The organism is Cyclobacterium roseum, assembly GCF_010119225.1.
Taxonomy (GTDB): Bacteria; Bacteroidota; Bacteroidia; order Cytophagales; family Cyclobacteriaceae; genus Cyclobacterium; species Cyclobacterium roseum.
Genome location: NZ_WNKF01000001.1, coordinates 329,023 through 347,171, shown reverse-complemented (window position 1 = coordinate 347,171; position 18,149 = coordinate 329,023). Strand labels below are relative to the sequence as shown.

The window sequence follows — 18,149 nt, the reverse complement described above, 5'->3', positions numbered from 1 at the left end:
AATTCATGAGATTAACACACCTAACCCTATCCCAGCCTTTATCCAGGTTATTGATACTGCTCTTGGTCGCAGGCTTTTCAGTAGCGATTTATGCTTTTACACCTACCCAGCGTACCAAGTCCCGGACCGACGAATGGCAAAGCCTGTTCAATGGCAAAGACCTGCAGGGATGGGTTCCCAAATTTCACCACCATGAAACCGGAGAGAATTACGCCAACACTTTTCGAGTAGTGGACGGAGAAATTCAGGTAAATTACGACGACTACACCCGTTTCGAAGAACGCTATGGCCATCTGTTTTATGAAAAACCATTTTCATCTTTCCATCTCAAATTTGATTATCGATTTACCGATCAATGGATGGAGGATGCCCCGGAGTATACCTACCGAAACAGCGGTGTCATGTTCCATTCCCAATCCCCCGAGAGCATTCTCAAGGAGCAAGATTGGCCGATTTCGGTCGAATACCAGATGCTCGCCGATGCAGAAGACGGAAATCCAAGACCCACAGGCAATATGTGCTCCCCGGGCACTGAGGTTTTTTACCAGGGAGAAATGGATCCCCGTCACTGCATTAACTCCAGCTCTCCCACCTTTTCATGGGACGAATGGGTGCATGCCGAATTGATCGTTTATGAGGATTCATTGGTTATCCACAAGGTGAACGGTAAGCAGGTGCTGGAATACACATTGCCCCAAATAGGTGGCGGTGTGGCCAATCGGTTTGATCCCGAGCTAAAAGTGGACGGCAAGCCGCTGACCGAAGGGTATATCGGATTACAGGCTGAAGGACAGGGAGTTGTATTTAAAAATATTATGATCAAAGAATTGGATTAACGTTTCTTGAATCAGGGATTGGCCCCTGAGAAATCTGGTAAGGAAATTGCGGTTATTTTTGTATAAACCCGTTTCGAAACCAGCAATTTTATGAAGTACGTTGTTATCACCTTTGGTTCTTTAATCATTCTGGTATCTGCCTTGCCTTTAATTGAAACAGGCACCTGGTGGATCCGAATTTTTGATTTTCCAAGGGTTCAGATTGCGGTGCTCTGCTTGCTGGCCATGGCCTTGGCTTTTTATTTCCTCCGCAAAGAAAACCGCTGGTTCCAGACTGTATTTATGGTTTTATTGGTAGCCTCTTTATTCTACCATGTCAGCAAAATCATCAGCTTTACCCCATTGGTAGCCCCAACGGCTAAAAAAGCTACGGATGAAGGGCAAAAGTTTTCCCTCCTGGTCAGCAATGTGTTAATGGAAAACCAGGATTTTGAAAAACTCAAAAATTTAATCGCCTCCAGGGATCCTGATTTAATACTACTTACGGAGCCAAACCTTCTCTGGACCAGAGCCCTAATTGAGCTGGACGAGCGATATCCACATACGATAAAAGAACCGCTGAACAATACCTATGGCATGATTCTCCTTTCCAAGTTTCCGCTAAAAAACGGTAAGGTCAATTATTTAGTTGAAAATAACATTCCTTCCATATTCGCTCAGGTTCAGTTACCCAATGGGGGACAATTTGATTTTTTTGGGGTGCATCCGGAACCTCCCAAACCGGGTTCGGACACCTATGAAAGGGATACCGAGCTGCTGATCGTTGGCAAAAAAATAAAAGAAGATCCCGGACCGGTTCTGGTTGCCGGTGATTTAAACGACGTGGGATGGTCCAAAACATCCACCTTATTCCGGGAGTATAGTCAGCTGGTAGACCCCCGGGAGGGCCGGGGTTTTTTCAATACCTACAGTGTTTACCTGCCGCTTTTACGATATCCCCTGGACCATGTGTTTTATTCCAACGACTTCGGATTGGTTCGAATTGAGAAACTGGAGCCGATAGGTTCGGATCATTTTCCCATGTGGGTCGAACTAAGCTTTGAACCGGATTCGACGGAGGCGGAAGAGGTAGATAATACAGATGCAGAAGAAAATGCTGAAGTAGAGGAAAAGGTGGAAAAAGGAAATGAAGAAAGCCAGGAATCTTCAAATTGACCCTTTCTTTTTGAAGCCAAAGGATGTAAGGAACTTTTTAGAACCTATCTTAAGAATCGGTTAATGAACGCCTCTTTATAGGCCCTGCCCAGGGGAATTACTTTTCCACTATTCATAAAAACCTGGTTCCCACTAATTTTATTAATTTCCTTACTGTTGATTACAAAGGATTTATGCACTCGGATAAAAACTCCTTCATCCAGCATTTCCACCCATTTTTTTAAGGGTTCGGCCGAAAGGTATTTTTTTTCTGAGAGGATAATTTCACAATAGTCCCCATCGGCCATAATGTACTGAATATCCTCAAAGACGATCCGTATATGTTCGTACCCAACCTTGATAAAGCACTCCTTCTTTGCATCATAGATCCGGGTTTCTTGTGAAAATTCCTGCTTGGAAACCTTTCCTATGGCTTTCACAAAACGCTGGAAAGAAAAGGGTTTCAATAAGTAATCCACCACATCCAATTCATAGCCTTCCAGCGCATATTCCGGATAAGCCGTGGTAAGAATGACTTTTGGTTTGAATGACAGGCTTTTAAGAAATTCGATACCCGAAATCTTGGGTAAATGGATATCCAAAAACACTAAATCTACCGGCTCCTGCTGCAAAAAAGCCATGGCTTTTACCGGATCGCTGAACGTTCCTGCCAGGGTACAGGTACCCAACTCATCCAGGTATTTCTTTAAAATTCGCTGGGCAGGTGGTTGATCTTCAATGATGATGCAATTCATATCTTTCGAAGCTGAAGGGACAGGAATACATGGTAATCCGTATCGGTTTGGCGAATCGTCAGATCATGGCTGTCCGGGTAGAGCAAAGCTAGTCGTTTGCGAACATTTACCAAGCCAATCCCCTTTTCACTAGAAATCGTCTCATTTTCAGAAAGATAATTATTTTGACAGTTAAATGTTAACAGGCCTTCCTCATTTACCTCCAGGTGAATACTGATCCGGATTTTTTCCGACTGACTGGCCTGACTGTGTTTGAAAGCATTTTCAATAAATACATTTAATATCAAAGGGGCTATCCGGAAACCTGAGGGAACGCTTCCTACCTGAAAAGACACTTTTCCTCTGTCCTCAATTTGCAACTCGTACAATTGCGTAAAGTTTCGCAGATGATCAATTTCCTTCATCAAAGGAACAGACGCCTCCCTACACTCATATAGCATGTAGCGCAACACTGAACTCAGTTCCAGAATGATTTCCGGGGTTTTCGCTGATCCTTCTACTGCGTAAGCATACAGGTTATTCAGGTTGTTAAACAAAAAATGCGGATTGATCTGAGATTTCAGAAAGGCCAATTCGCTCTCACGCACCATGGCCTTTAATTCATCCAATTGCCGTTGTTTTAGCAAGGCATCCCAGGCAAATTTAAACCCGGATAGAATGGCCAGGATGGGCAATACCTGTCCCAAACTAAAAATGACTCCGGGAAAATTGGTGCCCCTGGAATCTGGGAAAAACCAGCGCTCCAGTACCATTTCTTCTATCAGAATGACCAGGGCCACAACCAAAAATGTCAATAATGCGAAAAGGGTATACCTTTTAGGATAAAAAAAGCGGGGCAGAAAAACATAGCTTATCAACAAATTCGCCCAGGTGTAATTAACAAAAAACATAAAATGATAGGTCTCAAAAGTATACAACACGTCCGGATGATGCCTGTCAATGGTATAAAAACTAAAGACCAATGCATGCAGGATGAGTTGGAAAAACAACTCCCCTTTTCCAGGATGCTGCTGTAATAAGGTATTGCCCATTTGTCAAATTTACATAGATGAAGGGAATTGCCCCATTGGTTCCGGTAAACAACCGCTTTAGCCGGATAAATGACCAAAACATACTACTCTGCCGTTCATCTGATGATACCCGTCGTTTGTCGATTTTATTTCTTTTCAGCTATTTTTATACGCAGCTTTGTAGTGTTACGTAAACACAACTAACCGATGAAAATACAAGTGCCTTTTATTTTAAGTATGTGGCTGGGTCTGGGCTTACTCCAGGCACAAGATATAGAAATTACCGGCAAGGTGGTCCATGCCAATAGCCAAATGCCCATCGAGTTTGCAACCATAAAACTCCTGGATGGAGAAAACGGGCAAATGATTGCCGGTACCACCACCGAAGCGGATGGCGGGATTTTATTGACCACCCAAAAGGAAAGTTTCATTGTAGAGATCAGTTTCATAGGCTTTATCACCCAAACCATTTCGGACTACGACATGGTAGGTGGAAAAGTGGATCTGGGAACCATCCCTTTGGCAGAAGACAGCGAACTAATGGATGAGGTGGTCATTCGTGGAGAGCGGTCTACCACCGAATTCCGATTGGATAAGCGGGTATTTAACGTAGGCCAGGACCTGAGTAGCACCGGGGCCAGTGCATTGGAGGTACTGAATAACGTACCTTCTGTCACGGTCAATATCGAAGGGCAAATTCAACTCCGGGGAATTGGTGGCGTGCAGATCCTGATCAATGGCAAACCTTCTGTACTTGCCAGCGATGGCGGCAATGCCCTCGGAACCATCACAGCAGACATGATAGACCGCGTGGAAGTGATCACCAACCCTTCCGCCAAATACGATGCAGAAGGCACCTCCGGAATCATCAATATTGTTATAAAAAAAGAAGAGAAAAAAGGAGTTAACGGATCCCTGACGCTCAATACCGGCGTACCCAATAATCACAGCTTGGGTTTTAGCCTGAACAAACGCACCGAAAAATTCAACCTTTTCAGCCAATTGGGCGTGGGGCACCGGACGTTTCCGGAAACATTTGAAACCATCAATAGCAATTTAGCCGAACAATCCTACATCCGGAATAAAGGCGACGGGGAAAAGAACGAAACGTTTTTTAATCTAATCCTGGGAACCGATTACCATATCAACGATCGCAACGTCCTTTCGCTCACCGGTAATTTTGCCTATGAATGGGAAACGGAGTATTCTACCGGCAATTTTACCTCTGAAAACAGGTCTTCCGGGCCTGAAGCGGGCTGGACCCGGGATGAATCCACCGAAGCCACCAATCCCAAATGGCAGTACGAGTTGCAATACAAAAGCGACTTTTCCGATAGCGATGATCATTACCTGCTGATCAGTGCGTTGGGAAGCTCCTTTGCCAAGGATCAAATGTCAACCTTCAATAACATCCCCTCTTTCGGAGAAATGGCCCTGCAGGACCGACAGCTGACGGATACGGATTTTGGTCAGGCAGAATATACCTTCAAAGCAGATTACACGAAGCCCATCACAGAGGAAATCACCTTTGAGACGGGAGGGCAGTACCTAATCACCGATGTTAATAATGATTTTTCCATCGCTACTTTTGAGAATGGCGCATGGGAGCAAATCCCTGAACGAACCAATACGTTTTTTTATACACAAAAAGTGCTGGGAGTGTACAGCACCGGTGCCTATGAGGGAGACAAATTTGGACTTAAACTGGGATTGCGGGTAGAAAATACGGATTTGAATACCTTGTTGAAGCAAAACGAATTGGAAAATCAGCAAAACTTCACCAACCTCTTCCCTACCCTGCATAGTTCTTACAAACTGGCCGACAACTTTTCCCTACAGGGAGGGTACTCCCGTAGGATATCCCGACCCAGGCTTTTTGACTTGAATCCGTTTTATAATATCCGGAACAATTTCAGTATCCGCACCGGAAATCCGGACCTGCTACCGGAACTGACCGATAGCTATGAAATTACCGGAATACTCGATTTTGAGTTACTTTCTTTAAGTAGCTCCGTGTATCATCGCTATATCACGCAGACGGTAGAGAATGTGACCACATTTGAGGATAATGTCGGCATTACCATGCCCATGAATATTGGTACCAATAAAGCGACTGGGGTAGAGTTGAACGGAAAATTCACCCCCAACGAATGGGTGTCACTTAGCGGGGATTTTAATTATAACTACTTCAATCGGGAGGGAACCTTTGAGGCCAGCCCTTTTGATTTTACCGCTGACCAATGGTCCGCCCGACTGACATCTAAGTTTGACCTTCCGGCAGATTTCACCCTGGAACTCATTGGTAATTACCAATCCGCCTACCAGACTTTTCAGCGCAAAATTAGCGGTTATGCATTGGCTGATATCGGAATACGGAAGAAAATCATGAAAGGAAAGACCATTCTAAACCTGAGTATAAGAGATGCCTTTGCTTCTCGGATATTTGAAACCGAAACCGTACAGAACAATTTTTCGCAGTACGATTACCGACTCCGGGGCCGCTTTATCACGTTTGGCATCAGTTATGGCTTTGGCAAGGGCGAAGCCATGGAGTTTAGCGGGCAGAAAAGATTTTAGATCACCTGCCAAATCGCTTGAATATCAGTGCTAATCCGGGCTCATTTGGGCTCGGATTTTTTATTGCATTTTACATTCCTCATTCTAATTGCGGTCCATGTGATTCAAACTACCGGTATAAAATTCGATGAGTCATTTATAAAGCAAAAAGAAATGTATAATTTGACAAAAAATAGCACCAATGAACCTTCAAATCTTGAAACCCAGAAGGGCCCTTAACAAAGCCTTTCTTAAAGTCAAACCCAACCGGATTGAAATAGAACGTTTCAAGTACCAGTTAATCTACCTATTAGATCGATCGAATGTAACTCCCGGATGCCGACACGGTCGAACTGGAAAAACAAATCGACCAACTGGTCTACGAACTCTATGAGCTGACCGCCGAAGAAATACAGTTAATCGAAAGTCAGCTTTTGGTAATTTAAAATAACTTTCAGTTAAAATGTTTCACCTTTCTAGTTCAAGGCTGTCAGTTTTAGCTGGCAGGGGGTACTTCGGAACTGGTGGAACCTGCCTTTTGTGGCAGGTACACATTAAAGACGGAACCCTTACCCCATTCACTCTCAGCTTCCATTTCACCACCTGCTTCCTCTACCATTTTTTTAACCAAATAGAGTCCGATTCCGAGACTTTCGCCCGGATAGGATTCGTCGTGAAGCGTTCCGAACTTCGTGAAAAGTTGATCCATCTTTTGGGGTTTTATGCCGGTGCCATTGTCCATGACAGATAGTACGACATACCCCCCCTTTCTATAGGTACTAACATGGATGGTAGCGATCCGATCCGGGGATTTGTATTTTATGGAATTGGAAATGAGGTTAAATAAAATACTCCTTAAATTTTTTTTCGGGAAATTTAGATGGCTTACCTGTAGGGAATGAGACAAAACAGCCCCGGAATTAATAAATTGGCCGTTGATACTTTCAAGCACTTCATTTAGTACTTTTTTGATGATTACCTGGCCCTTTACATCCTTTTCAACTTCTTTTCTATTTAGTTTTAGAATTTCATTCATTGACGCTTTAAAATTATTTATCGACTTTAATACCGGTTTGGAGAGGGTCACCATTTCTTCCGGGTCCTGGGTATCCATCATCAAGTTGATTAAAGAAATAATATTATTTAACGGCCAATTTAAATCATGAGATATATGGTAAATGACTGATTTATATTCTCTATTTGTATATTGTAAATCACGTATTTCAGCCATTAAACGCTGATTTTCCAAGGAAACCTTTTCAAAGTCAGCTTTGTTTATTTCAACCTCATCAGACTTATTAGGAGCCATCCCGTTCGTCCGATTTCCAACGGATTTATAAAATTCACTTTTCATTTCAATCTGATTTTTAGCTGTCGTTATTTAAAATATAGCTACAAGGTATAACAATCAAATAGAAATAAATTACATAACTTTTGGTGATATTTGTAAAAATTAATTATCAACTCAACTGTGGTCTTAACAGGATGTTTTTATTAGTAAGATAAGCATTCCATCACCCCTCGAAAATAGAAAACCTGTGATTTATGTAATTTTATTCTATTATATTGTAAATTATTCAGAAAAGGTTCATTCAATCTTTGTTTGTATGGACAAGGTTACCAAAAGAGGGAATCAACGGGAATCACCTTCCTGACGAGCAATTCAGCGTGATGGAATTAGTGAATTCGAATAAATATTAGTAACTTAAAACTGTGACAAATCTTCCCAAAATTCATATAAAATTCATGGTCAGTCTTCGCTGTAAGATGATGGTCAGGCAGGAGTTAGAAAAACTTAACATCCCTTACACCACCATCCAACTCGGAGAAGTAGAACTATATAAACGGCTTACGCAGGAGCAGCATGACAAATTGCAAAAAAATCTACGGAAATCAGGCCTGGAATTGCTCGATGACAAACGAAGTATCCTGATCAATAAGATTAAAAGTGTGATTGTAGAGTTGGTCCATTATACGGATGAAGTCCCGAAAATCAACTATTCCGACTATATCAGCGAGAAACTGGGCTATGATTACATTTACCTGTCCAATATTTACTCCGAAATTACGGGTATCACCATCCAGCAATACATCATCATTCACAAAATAGAACGGGTAAAAGAGCTCCTGCTATACGATGAACTCAATCTTTCCCAAATTGCCCACCTGTTAAATTACAGCAGCTCCGCACATCTTTCCAACCAATTTAAAAAAATCACAGGACTTACCCCTTCCTATTTTAAAACCCTGAAGAAGCGAAGGGATACAAACCTTGAAAATTTGTAAACTAATTTTTACAATGTATAATACTTTTTAGTAAAAATAATTCAATCTTTATAAGAAATTATAAACCATTGGATAATGATACGTTCTAATAAAGGTGATACTGGTAAAGATGGCAAAGATTTAGAAAAGTCAACATCACACGTAATATCAAAGATCATCGAATACTTACCCCGGTCTGTGATAAGTAAAACCGTATTAAAAAAGATTACCGGGAATATAACGGTTTCCTGTCTGGATGCCGGGCAGGAGATGGAAGAAAAATCGCTTCCATTTGATATTTATGTTCAGATAATAGACGGGGCTGCCGAAATTCTGATAGATAAGCAGGTCTATCAAATGGTCTTGGGCGAAGGGATTATTATACCAGCCCATTCCACCCATCATTTCAATGCCAATGAGCAGTTCAAAATGATCTCGACGGTCATCAAATCAGGTTATGAAGACTGAGGGTTAAAATTAACTGGCATATACCCGAATCAGCTCCTACTGCCCGGTCGCAGCAGGTGGGGTTATTTTTTCTCGTTAAAATATAGTGCCAAACTTTCAGATAATATGCTTAGTTTTAAAGTTCAATGCTTAGGATCCGCATTGGACTTTATAGATTATCAGACACCATTTAATGGAAGGTGAAGCAAAAATTATCGGCAGCAAAAACAAAATCGAAAAAGGCCTGGTTCTGAAGGTTTCTAAAATGAAACCGGTAATCAAACCTACCAAACCCCATCGACACGAAGGATACCACGAGCTCATCTACCTTTCTAAAGGAGCCGGTTACCATACGGTGGGAGACCTGGCGTATGAAGTGCAGCCTCCTATGGGATTTTACCTGAATCTGGGCCAGGTACACTGTTGGGATTTTTCAAAAATCCCGGAGGGGTACGTGGTCTTATTTAAGGAAGAAGCCCTGAGCAGCTACCCCAGGGCATTGGCCCATCTTTATAACTTGCAGGAAACCTTTACGCTTCCGGGGGTAGACCCTTCCTTACTTCAATTAGCCGAAGTATTTTACCTCGACTTTAAAAACAATGCCTCCCTGGACCTTTTATCCGCTCATTTAAATACGCTTATCTACAAAACGATTCAGCTTCCCCTTCAGCAGGCAGCCATTCATCCGAATGTATTGGATGAATTTGCCCGGTTTAAAAAACTGGTGCAGGAAAACTACCTGCACATGAAAACAGCAGAGGCCTACGCCAAGGCCATGCATATCAGTATTCGCAAGCTAAATCAGCTTTGTCAAACGGCTACCGGTGGAAATGCCATCGAGGTGATCCGCGAACGGATGCTTATCGAATCCAAAAATCTGCTCAGCCATACCGGATACCCCGTGGCGGAAATTGCCTATCAATTGAACTTTTCAGATGCTTCTAATTTCATCAAATTTTTTAAATCTCAAACCACTCTGACGCCCACCGAATACCGTGCAAAACTGTAAAATCTACCATTATTGTCAATAATCTACCGTAAGAATGCAGGTATTCTGAACGTACTTTGGGACATGAATTCTTTATTGACAAACGTTCTACTCACCTGCTTTTTACAACTGCTCCTTTGTTTTCCCATTTTTGCGCAAATTTCCATACAGGGAACGCTCATGGATGCCAATGAAGACAGTCCCATTGAATACGGAAGTGTCGGTCTGTACGAGCGGTCAGATTCCAGCCTGGTGGCAGGAACCGTCACAGCGCCGGATGGGAGATTTGAACTAAACGATGCCAAACCCGGCAATTATTATCTTCTCATCCAATTTATGGGATATAACCCCTATGTGATGGAGGAACTGGCACTTAGCCGCGGACAGTCGCTGGATCTGGGTACCATCACCTTATCCCCAAACGAGCAATTGCTGGAGATGGTCGAGGTCTCAGGAACTCGCTTTACCACCATGCACCAATTAGACCGGCAGGTATTCGAGTCATCGGAATTCAGGTCGGGGCAGGGCGGCACGGCCATCGATCTGATTCGAAATCTTCCATCGGTAAGCATTGATGCAGCGGGGGAATTGTCCGTCAGGGGATCCACCGGATTTGTGATCATGCTCAACGGTAAACCCCTGCAATCGGACCCTTCGTCCATCCTAAGCCAATTGCCGGCCAATGCCATAAAAAATATTGAAGTGGTGACGGCTCCCTCCGCCAAATACGACCCGGAAGGAAAGGCAGGCATTATCAATATCACCACGGAAAAAGGTGCCACCGACGGGACGTTTATCCAACTTAATACCCGCATTGGAGCCCCCAGCATACAGGATTACGATAATAAGGAAAAACCGCAACGGTATGGAGCTGATTTTACGCTTAACCACCGGAAAGGGGATTGGGACCTATCCCTGGGAGCCAGTTATTTGAGAAATGATGTCAATGGGCAGCGTATAGGAGATGTGTATACCATTAGCGGAGACACGACCACACGCTTTCCTTCAGAGGGTGAGCGGGGTTTCGATGAGGAAGCCTATTCAGGTCGCTTTACAGTAGCCTACACGCCGGATGCCAACAATGAATTCAGTCTGGGTTTTTACGGAGGGATCCGGAGCAAAGACCGGACAGCCGATATTGTGTATTTCGACAACCATGCCAGCGTAAACGGGGAGCGATTGTACACCATGCAGTACTACAACGAAAACCTGCGAATCCGGCGTAGTGATTTCGCGCTGGGAAGCTTCGATTATTCCCATACCTTTGAAAACGAGTCCCGTATTTCCAGTTCTTTTCTATACGAATATACCATGCTGGGAGGTCCCACCACCAACCGCAACCTGGGTTTTCCGAATACCGATCTGGTCTATCAGGACGAATACAATACCAACGACAATCCTTTGCACGGAATTCGCTGGCAGGTAGACTACGAATCCAAACCGACTCCCTGGGGAATCATAGAAACAGGCTATCAGTTTCGAAACCTGGATCATCAGGGAGATTTTGTTTACGAGCGAAGGAATAATGAAACGGGCGATTTTGAATTGGTACCCGAATTTTCCTCCAATGTGGAATTAACCCGGGTCATTCATTCCGGATACGGACAACTAACCGGACAAAAAAACAAATGGGACTATTCCATCGGTTTACGGATGGAATACATGGACCGCAAACTGCTCCTACAGGACAAATCCAATACCGTAGACAGTCTTTACACCTACGATTTTTTTCTACCCTATCCTTCTGCCAGCATACAATATCAGTTGGGAGATGATACCCGGCTGAAGGGGGCTTACAGCCGAAGGGTGGAGCGAACCACCACCTTCAAAATGAATCCTTTTCCTGAACGGGAGCATTCCGAAACCCTGGAACAGGGAGATCCCACCTTGCTACCTGAATTTATTGACCTGGTGGAAACCGGATTGGTACAGGATTTTGGGGAAAACAGTGTCTACGCCACGGCCTACTACCGGCATGTAAAAAACCTGGTCAACCGGGTAAATACCATTTATAACGATACCATCTTGAACCGAATCTATTCCAACGTAGGAAACGGAAGGTCCATGGGAATGGAAGTGGGCCTGGAACTAAACCCTGGCAGCAAATGGAAAGTGTTTGCAGGGGGAAACCTGTACCGCTACCGGATCAGCGGAAGTTTTGATGAGCGGCCGATCAATAACGCCGCCTGGGTCTATTCCATCAATGCCAATACCAGTTTTGACTTCTCCCCAACCTTCAGTGCCCAATGGTCCATAAACTACCTCTCGGACCGTATTACTGCCCAGGGAGAGGATTCCCGGTTTTTATCCCCCAACCTGGTACTTACAAAGACGTTTATGAACGACCGGCTTAATGCCAGCCTGCAATGGCTCAACATGGACATGGGCCTGCTGCCTACCAATGAGCAACGCATCAGCACCTGGAGGGAGAACGAATTTTACACCACCACGAATTACGTGCTGGAGGTGGATATGGTGCTATTGAACCTTAGTTACACCCTTAATCCTTCCCGTGATAAATCCCGTTTTATCAAAAGTGAATTTGGTGAAAAGGAATTTTAATTACCGAACGTCGCCTTTCAGTAACTGCCCCAATACCATTAGTTGTTGCTCCAGCTTTTCGGACCAGGGCAAGCCATAATTGAGGCGCAGGCAATGGTGAAATTGGTTTTGAAGGGTAAACATCCTTCCCGGCGCAAAGCTAATTCCCTGAGATAATACCGGGTCAAATAGTTTTCCGGTATCTACCTTTTTTGCCAGCTCCACCCACAATACAAATCCCCCCTGAGGCCGGCTTACCCTGGTTTCGGCCGGAAAATGATCCGCAATGGTTCGGATAAAATGAAGGGAATTGGCATGCAGGGTCTTTCGTAGCAATCGCAAATGCCGCTCGTACCGATCGTTTTCTAAAAACAGGCCAATGGCTTCCTGTGTCAGCGCGGTGCCGGATACGGAATGGAAGAGTTTTAGCTTTAAGATGTCCTTCATGTATTTTCCAGGTGCCATCCAGCCCACCCGATAGCCCGGGGCCAGGGTTTTGGACACGGATCCGCACCACAAAACCATCCCTTCCTGATCAAAGGCTTTGCAGGGCTTGGGCCGGTTTGCTCCAAAATACACGTCTCCGTACAGGTCATCCTCTATCAATGGAATCCCATGCTGCGCCAGGATCTGTACAATCTCCTTCTTGTTTTCTTCCGGCATGCAACTCCCGAGCGGGTTATTAAAATTACTGACCAACAAACAAATATCTATTTTACCGATCACCGCTTTTATGTCTTCGGGACTTACCCCAAACACGGGATGGGTAGGGAGTTCTATGACCCGCAGGCCCATGTTTTTTGCCAGTTGCAGGATGCCGAAATACACTGGGCTTTCGACAGCGATCCGCGTTCCGGGCCGGGTTAATGCCATAAATGCTAAGGAAATCGCATGCATGGCTCCGGAAGTGGTGACCAGGTCCTTGGTACCCAAATTACCCGACCAGGTAAAGGACCATTTGGCTACGTTTTTCCGGAGGCGCAGGTTGCCCTGAATATCATCGTAACCGGTTCCCCCGGAGGACAGCGTTTGCGTTGCTTTCCGCAGGCATTTGTTAAGGCGGGCCACTGGAAAAAAACTTTCGTCGGGTACACTCAGGGATAGCTGGGTGATTTCCTTGTTGACAAAATTACGGAACACCTTTCCAATCAACCCATCGTCTGCAGCATCGGCGGGATGATTTTGAGGCATGCTGGCATCGGGCACGGGTAAGCGTTGATCTGCTTTTTCGCAGACAAAAAATCCTGCCTGTGGCCTGGACACGATGCAGGACCTGCTTTCCAATACCAGGTAAGCCTGAATTACGGTATTTTTACTTACCCCGTATTCCTTGCTCACCGTGCGAATGGAAGGCATCTTATCCCCCACTTTTAGGCTGCCCTTGTGAATAAGGCCCTCGAAATTAGTCGCCAACTCCTGATACAATGTCATTTACACCTGCTTTAACTGTACCCCTCAAAATTAAATAAATTGTATCTGTAACCAATCATTATTCCTTCGTTTATTTGCCTTCGCAATTGGATTTTCCGTAATAGGGTCATTCGTTTCCGCCTGAAATAGCATCTATGAATTTGGAAGTACTAAAATACCCACTTGGGAGGTTTCAACTCCCGGAACAGCTTACCACTGAAAAGGTGCAGCAGGCCATGCTGGGTATTCAATATTTTCCAGAGGATTTACAAGAAGCTGTAAACAATTTAGGCGATGAAATGCTTGAAAGAAAATACCGACCTGCTGGATGGACCATCCGGCAAGTGGTGCATCACCTGGCGGATAGCCACATGAACGCCTACATGCGTTTTAAGTTGGCTTTGACGGAAGAAAATCCGGTCATTAAGCCCTACAAAGAAAACCTTTGGGCAGATCTTCCCGATAGTAAACTTGGAATGCGTGGATCCGTTAACATACTGACAGGCATCCATGAACGATGGACTTACCTCATGGTGAATATGACGGAAGCGCAATGGAACAAAAGGTTTTTTCATCCGGAGCAGGACAAGTTCATACCACTAAAAGCCAGTGTGTGTTTGTACGATTGGCACGGCAGGCATCATTTGGCCCATATTTATCAGGCAAAACGAATAGAAAATTAACTAGTAAGACATATTATGAACGAAACTGAAACCCGAAAACCCGACTTTGATTTTGAAAACTTCACTTTTGGGGTTCAATCTACCGACCGCATGCTCCTGGCCGCTTACCAGCAGGGGGAATGGTCGGAACACCGCATAGCGCCGGTACAGTCCATCTCCCTATCCCCTTTGGCCATGTGTTTTCACTACGGGCAGACGGTATTTGAAGGACTCAAGGCCTTTCGGATGACGAATGGGAACATAAATATTTTCCGTATGGAGAGCCATTGGAAACGAATGAACCGTTCCCTGGAAAGAATGGCCATGCCTCCCCTTCCTCGTCATCTATTTATGGATGGAATTTTAGAGCTGCTAAAAATGGAATCGGATTGGGTCATCGATGATCCGGACTATTCCCTTTACATCCGTCCTTTTGTCATCGCTACGGAAAAGAAATTGGGCGTGGATGCTTCTCAGGAATACCTGTTTATGGTCGTGCTTTCGCCAATGCGAGCCTATTATAATAAGCCACTCAAGGTAAAGGTAGAAACCAACTACATTCGTTCTGCCAGAGGAGGCGCCGGTGCGGCAAAAAACGGGGGCAATTACGGTGCCACCCTACTACCCCAAATCAATGCCAAGAAAGAAGGTTTTGACCAGATTATCTGGCTGGATGCGAAGGAAAAAAAGTATATTGAGGAATCCGGGACTATGAACATTCTTTTTATACTTGATGGCAAGACACTGGTGACGCCCGCCCTTAGTGATAGCATCTTGGATGGGATTACCCGGGATTCGCTATTGAAATTGGCCAGTGAAGAAGGATTTACCGTGGAAGAAAGAGCGGTGGCAATTGAGGAAATTACGGAGAGAATTGAAAAAGGCGAGCGGGTCGAAGCTTTTGGAGCCGGTACAGCGGCTGTCATTTCACCTATTGAAACCATAAGCTACCAGGGGAAATCGTATGCGACTTACCTGGAGGCAGATGCTGGAATGTACCGGCTAAAGGATAAACTGGCAGCGGTCCGAAAAGGAAAAAAGCCGGATACTTACGGCTGGAATCAACTGTTGGATGCTTGAGATCGAAAGCTGTGAATAAATTGGAAAAGTGAAAGCAGAACGTTTTTAACCGGAGGTCAAATAAATTGACCACCGGTTAAATCAGCTACCAATCCTTGCTCCGGTACTGTTTCTTTTGGGATTGGATCTTTTTGGCTTTTAGTCTCTTTTCTTTGGCTGCTTTCCCTGGTTTGGTCGCAATCCTGGGTTTCTTTTTATGAAATGCTTTTTTTAACAAGCCATAGAATTTTTTGATGGCTTTTTTCTTGTTTTGGATTTGGGAGCGGGAGTCTTGGGAGGTAACAACCAAATTGCCCTCTTTATCCAGCTTTTTCGTCAATTTGCGAAGCAGAATGGCCTTTTCATGATCCTGCAGCAAATTGGATTGGGGTATATTGAACAGCAGTATTATTTTGGTATTCACCTTGTTTACATGCTGCCCTCCAGGTCCACTGCTTTTACTGGCCTGAAAGGAAATCTCCGGGTTAAAATATTCTTGTTCTATTTTCTGTAAAATGGACATAACTGATTTACCTGGAATTGGAAGGGTTTATTTCGCTTTCCATTCTGTGTGAAAATGCTCCTCCGAATCCGCATCAATGCGCTGGTAGGTGTGTGCTCCAAAATAATCCCGCTGCGCCTGAATCAGGTTGGCGGAAGAATTTGCCGTAATGGCCCCCAGAAAATAATTAATGGCGCTGGACAATAACGGCACGGAAAAACCGTGCTGAAGCGCTTGTCCCACCACATAGGAAAGGTCATTTTGGTAACCCTTTAAGGCTGTCACGGCTTCATAATTAAGCAAAATGCGATTGTTTTCCAGGAACAGTTCCACCAGCTCTTCCATCAGCCTGGAGCGAATGATGCAGCCATTGGTCCAGACCCGGGCTATTTCAGAGAAATTCAGGTTCCAGTTGTTTTTTTCGGAAACCTCCAACATGAGGGAGAAGCCTGCATCGTGGTTGATGATTCTGGTGGCCTGATAGGCAGCCTGCAGTTTATCCAAAAACGCTTCTTTTCCTTCAATGCCTGAAATTTTTTCCGGCGTATACAACCCGGCGGCAATCATCCGAAAGGGTTTCCTGGCAGAAAGGTTCCTGGCCATTACGGCTTCGGTCAACACGCCATAAGGAACCCCGTACTCCAGCGCCGTGGTCACAGACCATCCACCGGTTCCTTTCTGGGCGGCCTGATCCAGAATTTTATCCAAAAGGGGTTCGCCAGCTTCCTTTTTTCGCAAAATATCAATGGTAATTTCCAACAGGTAGTTGGACAGATCGCTATCCATCCAGGATTCAAAATTGGCAGCTATTTCCTCCATGGGCATTTCCAGGTAATGCCGCATCAGGTAATAAACCTCTGCAATTGCCTGCATCTCCCCGTATTCAATGCTATTATGTACCATTTTCACAAAATGGCCGGATCCTTCCGGGCCCACATAGGTGATGCAGGCTTTGCCTTTAAAATCTTTAGCGGCTATTTTTTCTAAAAAAGGAACCACCTGCAAAAAGCCCTGTTGATCTCCTCCGGGCATTAAAGAAGGCCCAAACCGGGCGCCTTCCTCTCCACCGGAAACGCCCATTCCCAAAAACAACAGGTCTTTATCCTTTAAAAACCGGCTTCTGGAAACGGTATCTTTATAGTAAGAATTGCCACCATCCACTAGCAAATCACCCGGATCCAGAAAGGGTAATAATTCATCGATTTGCTGATCTATCACCTCTCCGGCCGGGATCATCATCAACACTTTTTTGGGTGATTGAAGGCTTTCCATAAAAGGTTTTAATTGATCAAACGCACGCACCTGACTCAGGTCCGGATTGGCTTCCAATACTTTTTCCGCTATTTTTTCCTCTTTGCCCGGCAGGTGCCGGTTATAAATCGACAGACTGGTTTGATGATCAGCAAGATTGAGGGCCAGGTTTTTTCCCATGACTCCCATTCCAATGATTCCTATTTCGGATTTACTTTCCATTGTGCTCAATTTTTTCGTTATTTCTTCCACCACTTTTTCCGGTGTCATTTCTACAGATATTTTCCAGCCATAATCGGGGATTTCCAGGGTATCCATCTGCGAATCCAGGAGGGCAGGATTCATAAAATGCCCGATCCTACTGGCCAACCTGGATTTGATCAGGCTTTTGCTGCCCTGCAGTAAGACCCAATGAATTTGCGGTACTACCTTCAATATCTTGCGGTATTTTTCATTTAATGCCGAACAAGCCAGAACAGCGCCTCCCTGCTTTTCCCATGAGATCATATTCCTGGCAATATTATCCAACCAGGGAATACGATCCTCATCGGTCAGGGGAATTCCAGCATTCATTTTCTCCTTGTTGGCTTTCGGATGAAAATGATCGCCATCGTAAAAGGGAACATCAAGTTGATCAGCAAGTAAGGCTCCGATGGTGGTTTTCCCACATCCGGTGACACCGTAGAGAACTATAATCATATACGAAATTAGCAAAATTCGCCCGGATCGAATC

The 18,149-nt window shown here is 44.5% G+C and carries 15 protein-coding genes; 9 read left to right on the top strand and 6 right to left on the bottom strand.

The window, feature by feature from the left end; translation table 11 throughout:
- Positions 1 to 5 precede the first annotated feature (5 nt).
- A complete protein-coding gene (locus tag GJQ68_RS01320) occupies positions 6 to 836 on the top strand; it encodes a 3-keto-disaccharide hydrolase (RefSeq protein ID WP_162415500.1) in 831 nt (276 codons plus the stop codon).
- A gap of 90 nt (positions 837 to 926) precedes the next feature.
- Positions 927 to 1,991, top strand: coding sequence for an endonuclease/exonuclease/phosphatase family protein (locus GJQ68_RS01315; RefSeq protein ID WP_162415499.1), 1,065 nt, complete (start codon positions 927 to 929; stop codon positions 1,989 to 1,991).
- A 44-nt stretch (positions 1,992 to 2,035) separates the two neighbouring features.
- Here the strand turns inward: GJQ68_RS01315 and GJQ68_RS01310 are convergent, their stop codons facing one another.
- Together GJQ68_RS01310 and GJQ68_RS01305 are read right to left on the bottom strand one after the other, a co-directional pair.
- Positions 2,036 to 2,725 (bottom strand): LytR/AlgR family response regulator transcription factor, encoded by a 690-nt coding sequence (locus tag GJQ68_RS01310; protein ID WP_162415498.1) that lies wholly within the window; start codon positions 2,723 to 2,725, stop codon positions 2,036 to 2,038.
- Positions 2,722 to 3,756, bottom strand: coding sequence for a sensor histidine kinase (locus GJQ68_RS01305; RefSeq protein WP_162415497.1), 1,035 nt, complete (start codon positions 3,754 to 3,756; stop codon positions 2,722 to 2,724). Before GJQ68_RS01305 ends, GJQ68_RS01310 begins: the two co-directional genes overlap by 4 nt.
- Before the next feature lie 186 nt (positions 3,757 to 3,942).
- Here GJQ68_RS01305 and GJQ68_RS01300 point away from each other — a divergent pair, with 186 nt between their 5' ends.
- Positions 3,943 to 6,312 (top strand): outer membrane beta-barrel family protein, encoded by a 2,370-nt coding sequence (locus tag GJQ68_RS01300; RefSeq protein WP_162415496.1) that lies wholly within the window; start codon positions 3,943 to 3,945, stop codon positions 6,310 to 6,312.
- A 475-nt stretch (positions 6,313 to 6,787) separates the two neighbouring features.
- On the opposite strand, the gene GJQ68_RS01295 is transcribed toward GJQ68_RS01300, so the two are convergent.
- Positions 6,788 to 7,408 carry an ATP-binding protein gene (locus GJQ68_RS01295; protein WP_162415495.1) on the bottom strand — a complete coding sequence of 207 codons (621 nt, stop codon included), beginning with the start codon at positions 7,406 to 7,408 and terminating at the stop codon, positions 6,788 to 6,790.
- A 596-nt stretch (positions 7,409 to 8,004) separates the two neighbouring features.
- Here GJQ68_RS01295 and GJQ68_RS01290 point away from each other — a divergent pair.
- The 4 genes from GJQ68_RS01290 to GJQ68_RS01275 all read left to right on the top strand — a co-directional run bounded on the left by GJQ68_RS01290 (position 8,005) and on the right by GJQ68_RS01275 (position 12,553).
- A complete protein-coding gene (locus GJQ68_RS01290; RefSeq protein WP_317174408.1) occupies positions 8,005 to 8,577 on the top strand; it encodes a helix-turn-helix domain-containing protein in 573 nt (190 codons plus the stop codon).
- Between the two features lie 75 nt (positions 8,578 to 8,652).
- The gene (locus tag GJQ68_RS01285; RefSeq protein WP_162415494.1) at positions 8,653 to 9,024 is read left to right on the top strand and encodes a cupin domain-containing protein; all 372 of its coding nucleotides are present in this window, start codon (positions 8,653 to 8,655) and stop codon (positions 9,022 to 9,024) included.
- Between the two features lie 172 nt (positions 9,025 to 9,196).
- Complete coding sequence (locus GJQ68_RS01280) at positions 9,197 to 10,012, top strand: helix-turn-helix domain-containing protein (RefSeq protein WP_162415493.1); 816 nt, start codon at positions 9,197 to 9,199, stop codon at positions 10,010 to 10,012.
- A 12-nt stretch (positions 10,013 to 10,024) separates the two neighbouring features.
- On the top strand, positions 10,025 to 12,553 hold the full coding sequence (locus GJQ68_RS01275) for an outer membrane beta-barrel family protein (protein WP_235940986.1): 2,529 nt from the start codon (positions 10,025 to 10,027) through the stop codon (positions 12,551 to 12,553).
- Here GJQ68_RS01275 and GJQ68_RS01270 read toward each other — a convergent pair whose 3' ends face one another.
- Positions 12,554 to 13,963, bottom strand: coding sequence for an aminotransferase-like domain-containing protein (locus GJQ68_RS01270; protein ID WP_162415492.1), 1,410 nt, complete (start codon positions 13,961 to 13,963; stop codon positions 12,554 to 12,556).
- A 134-nt stretch (positions 13,964 to 14,097) separates the two neighbouring features.
- Between GJQ68_RS01270 and GJQ68_RS01265 the strand changes: the two genes are divergently transcribed.
- The gene (locus GJQ68_RS01265) at positions 14,098 to 14,625 is read left to right on the top strand and encodes a YfiT family bacillithiol transferase (RefSeq protein ID WP_162415491.1); all 528 of its coding nucleotides are present in this window, start codon (positions 14,098 to 14,100) and stop codon (positions 14,623 to 14,625) included.
- A 15-nt stretch (positions 14,626 to 14,640) separates the two neighbouring features.
- A complete protein-coding gene (locus tag GJQ68_RS01260) occupies positions 14,641 to 15,684 on the top strand; it encodes a branched-chain amino acid aminotransferase (RefSeq protein WP_235940985.1) in 1,044 nt (347 codons plus the stop codon).
- 85 nt (positions 15,685 to 15,769) lie between these two features.
- Here the strand turns inward: GJQ68_RS01260 and arfB are convergent, their stop codons facing one another.
- Positions 15,770 to 16,186 (bottom strand): alternative ribosome rescue aminoacyl-tRNA hydrolase ArfB, encoded by a 417-nt coding sequence (gene arfB, locus GJQ68_RS01255; RefSeq protein WP_162415490.1) that lies wholly within the window; start codon positions 16,184 to 16,186, stop codon positions 15,770 to 15,772.
- Between the two features lie 27 nt (positions 16,187 to 16,213).
- Positions 16,214 to 18,115, bottom strand: coding sequence for an NADP-dependent phosphogluconate dehydrogenase (gene gndA / locus GJQ68_RS01250; protein WP_162415489.1), 1,902 nt, complete (start codon positions 18,113 to 18,115; stop codon positions 16,214 to 16,216).
- Positions 18,116 to 18,149 lie beyond the last annotated feature (34 nt).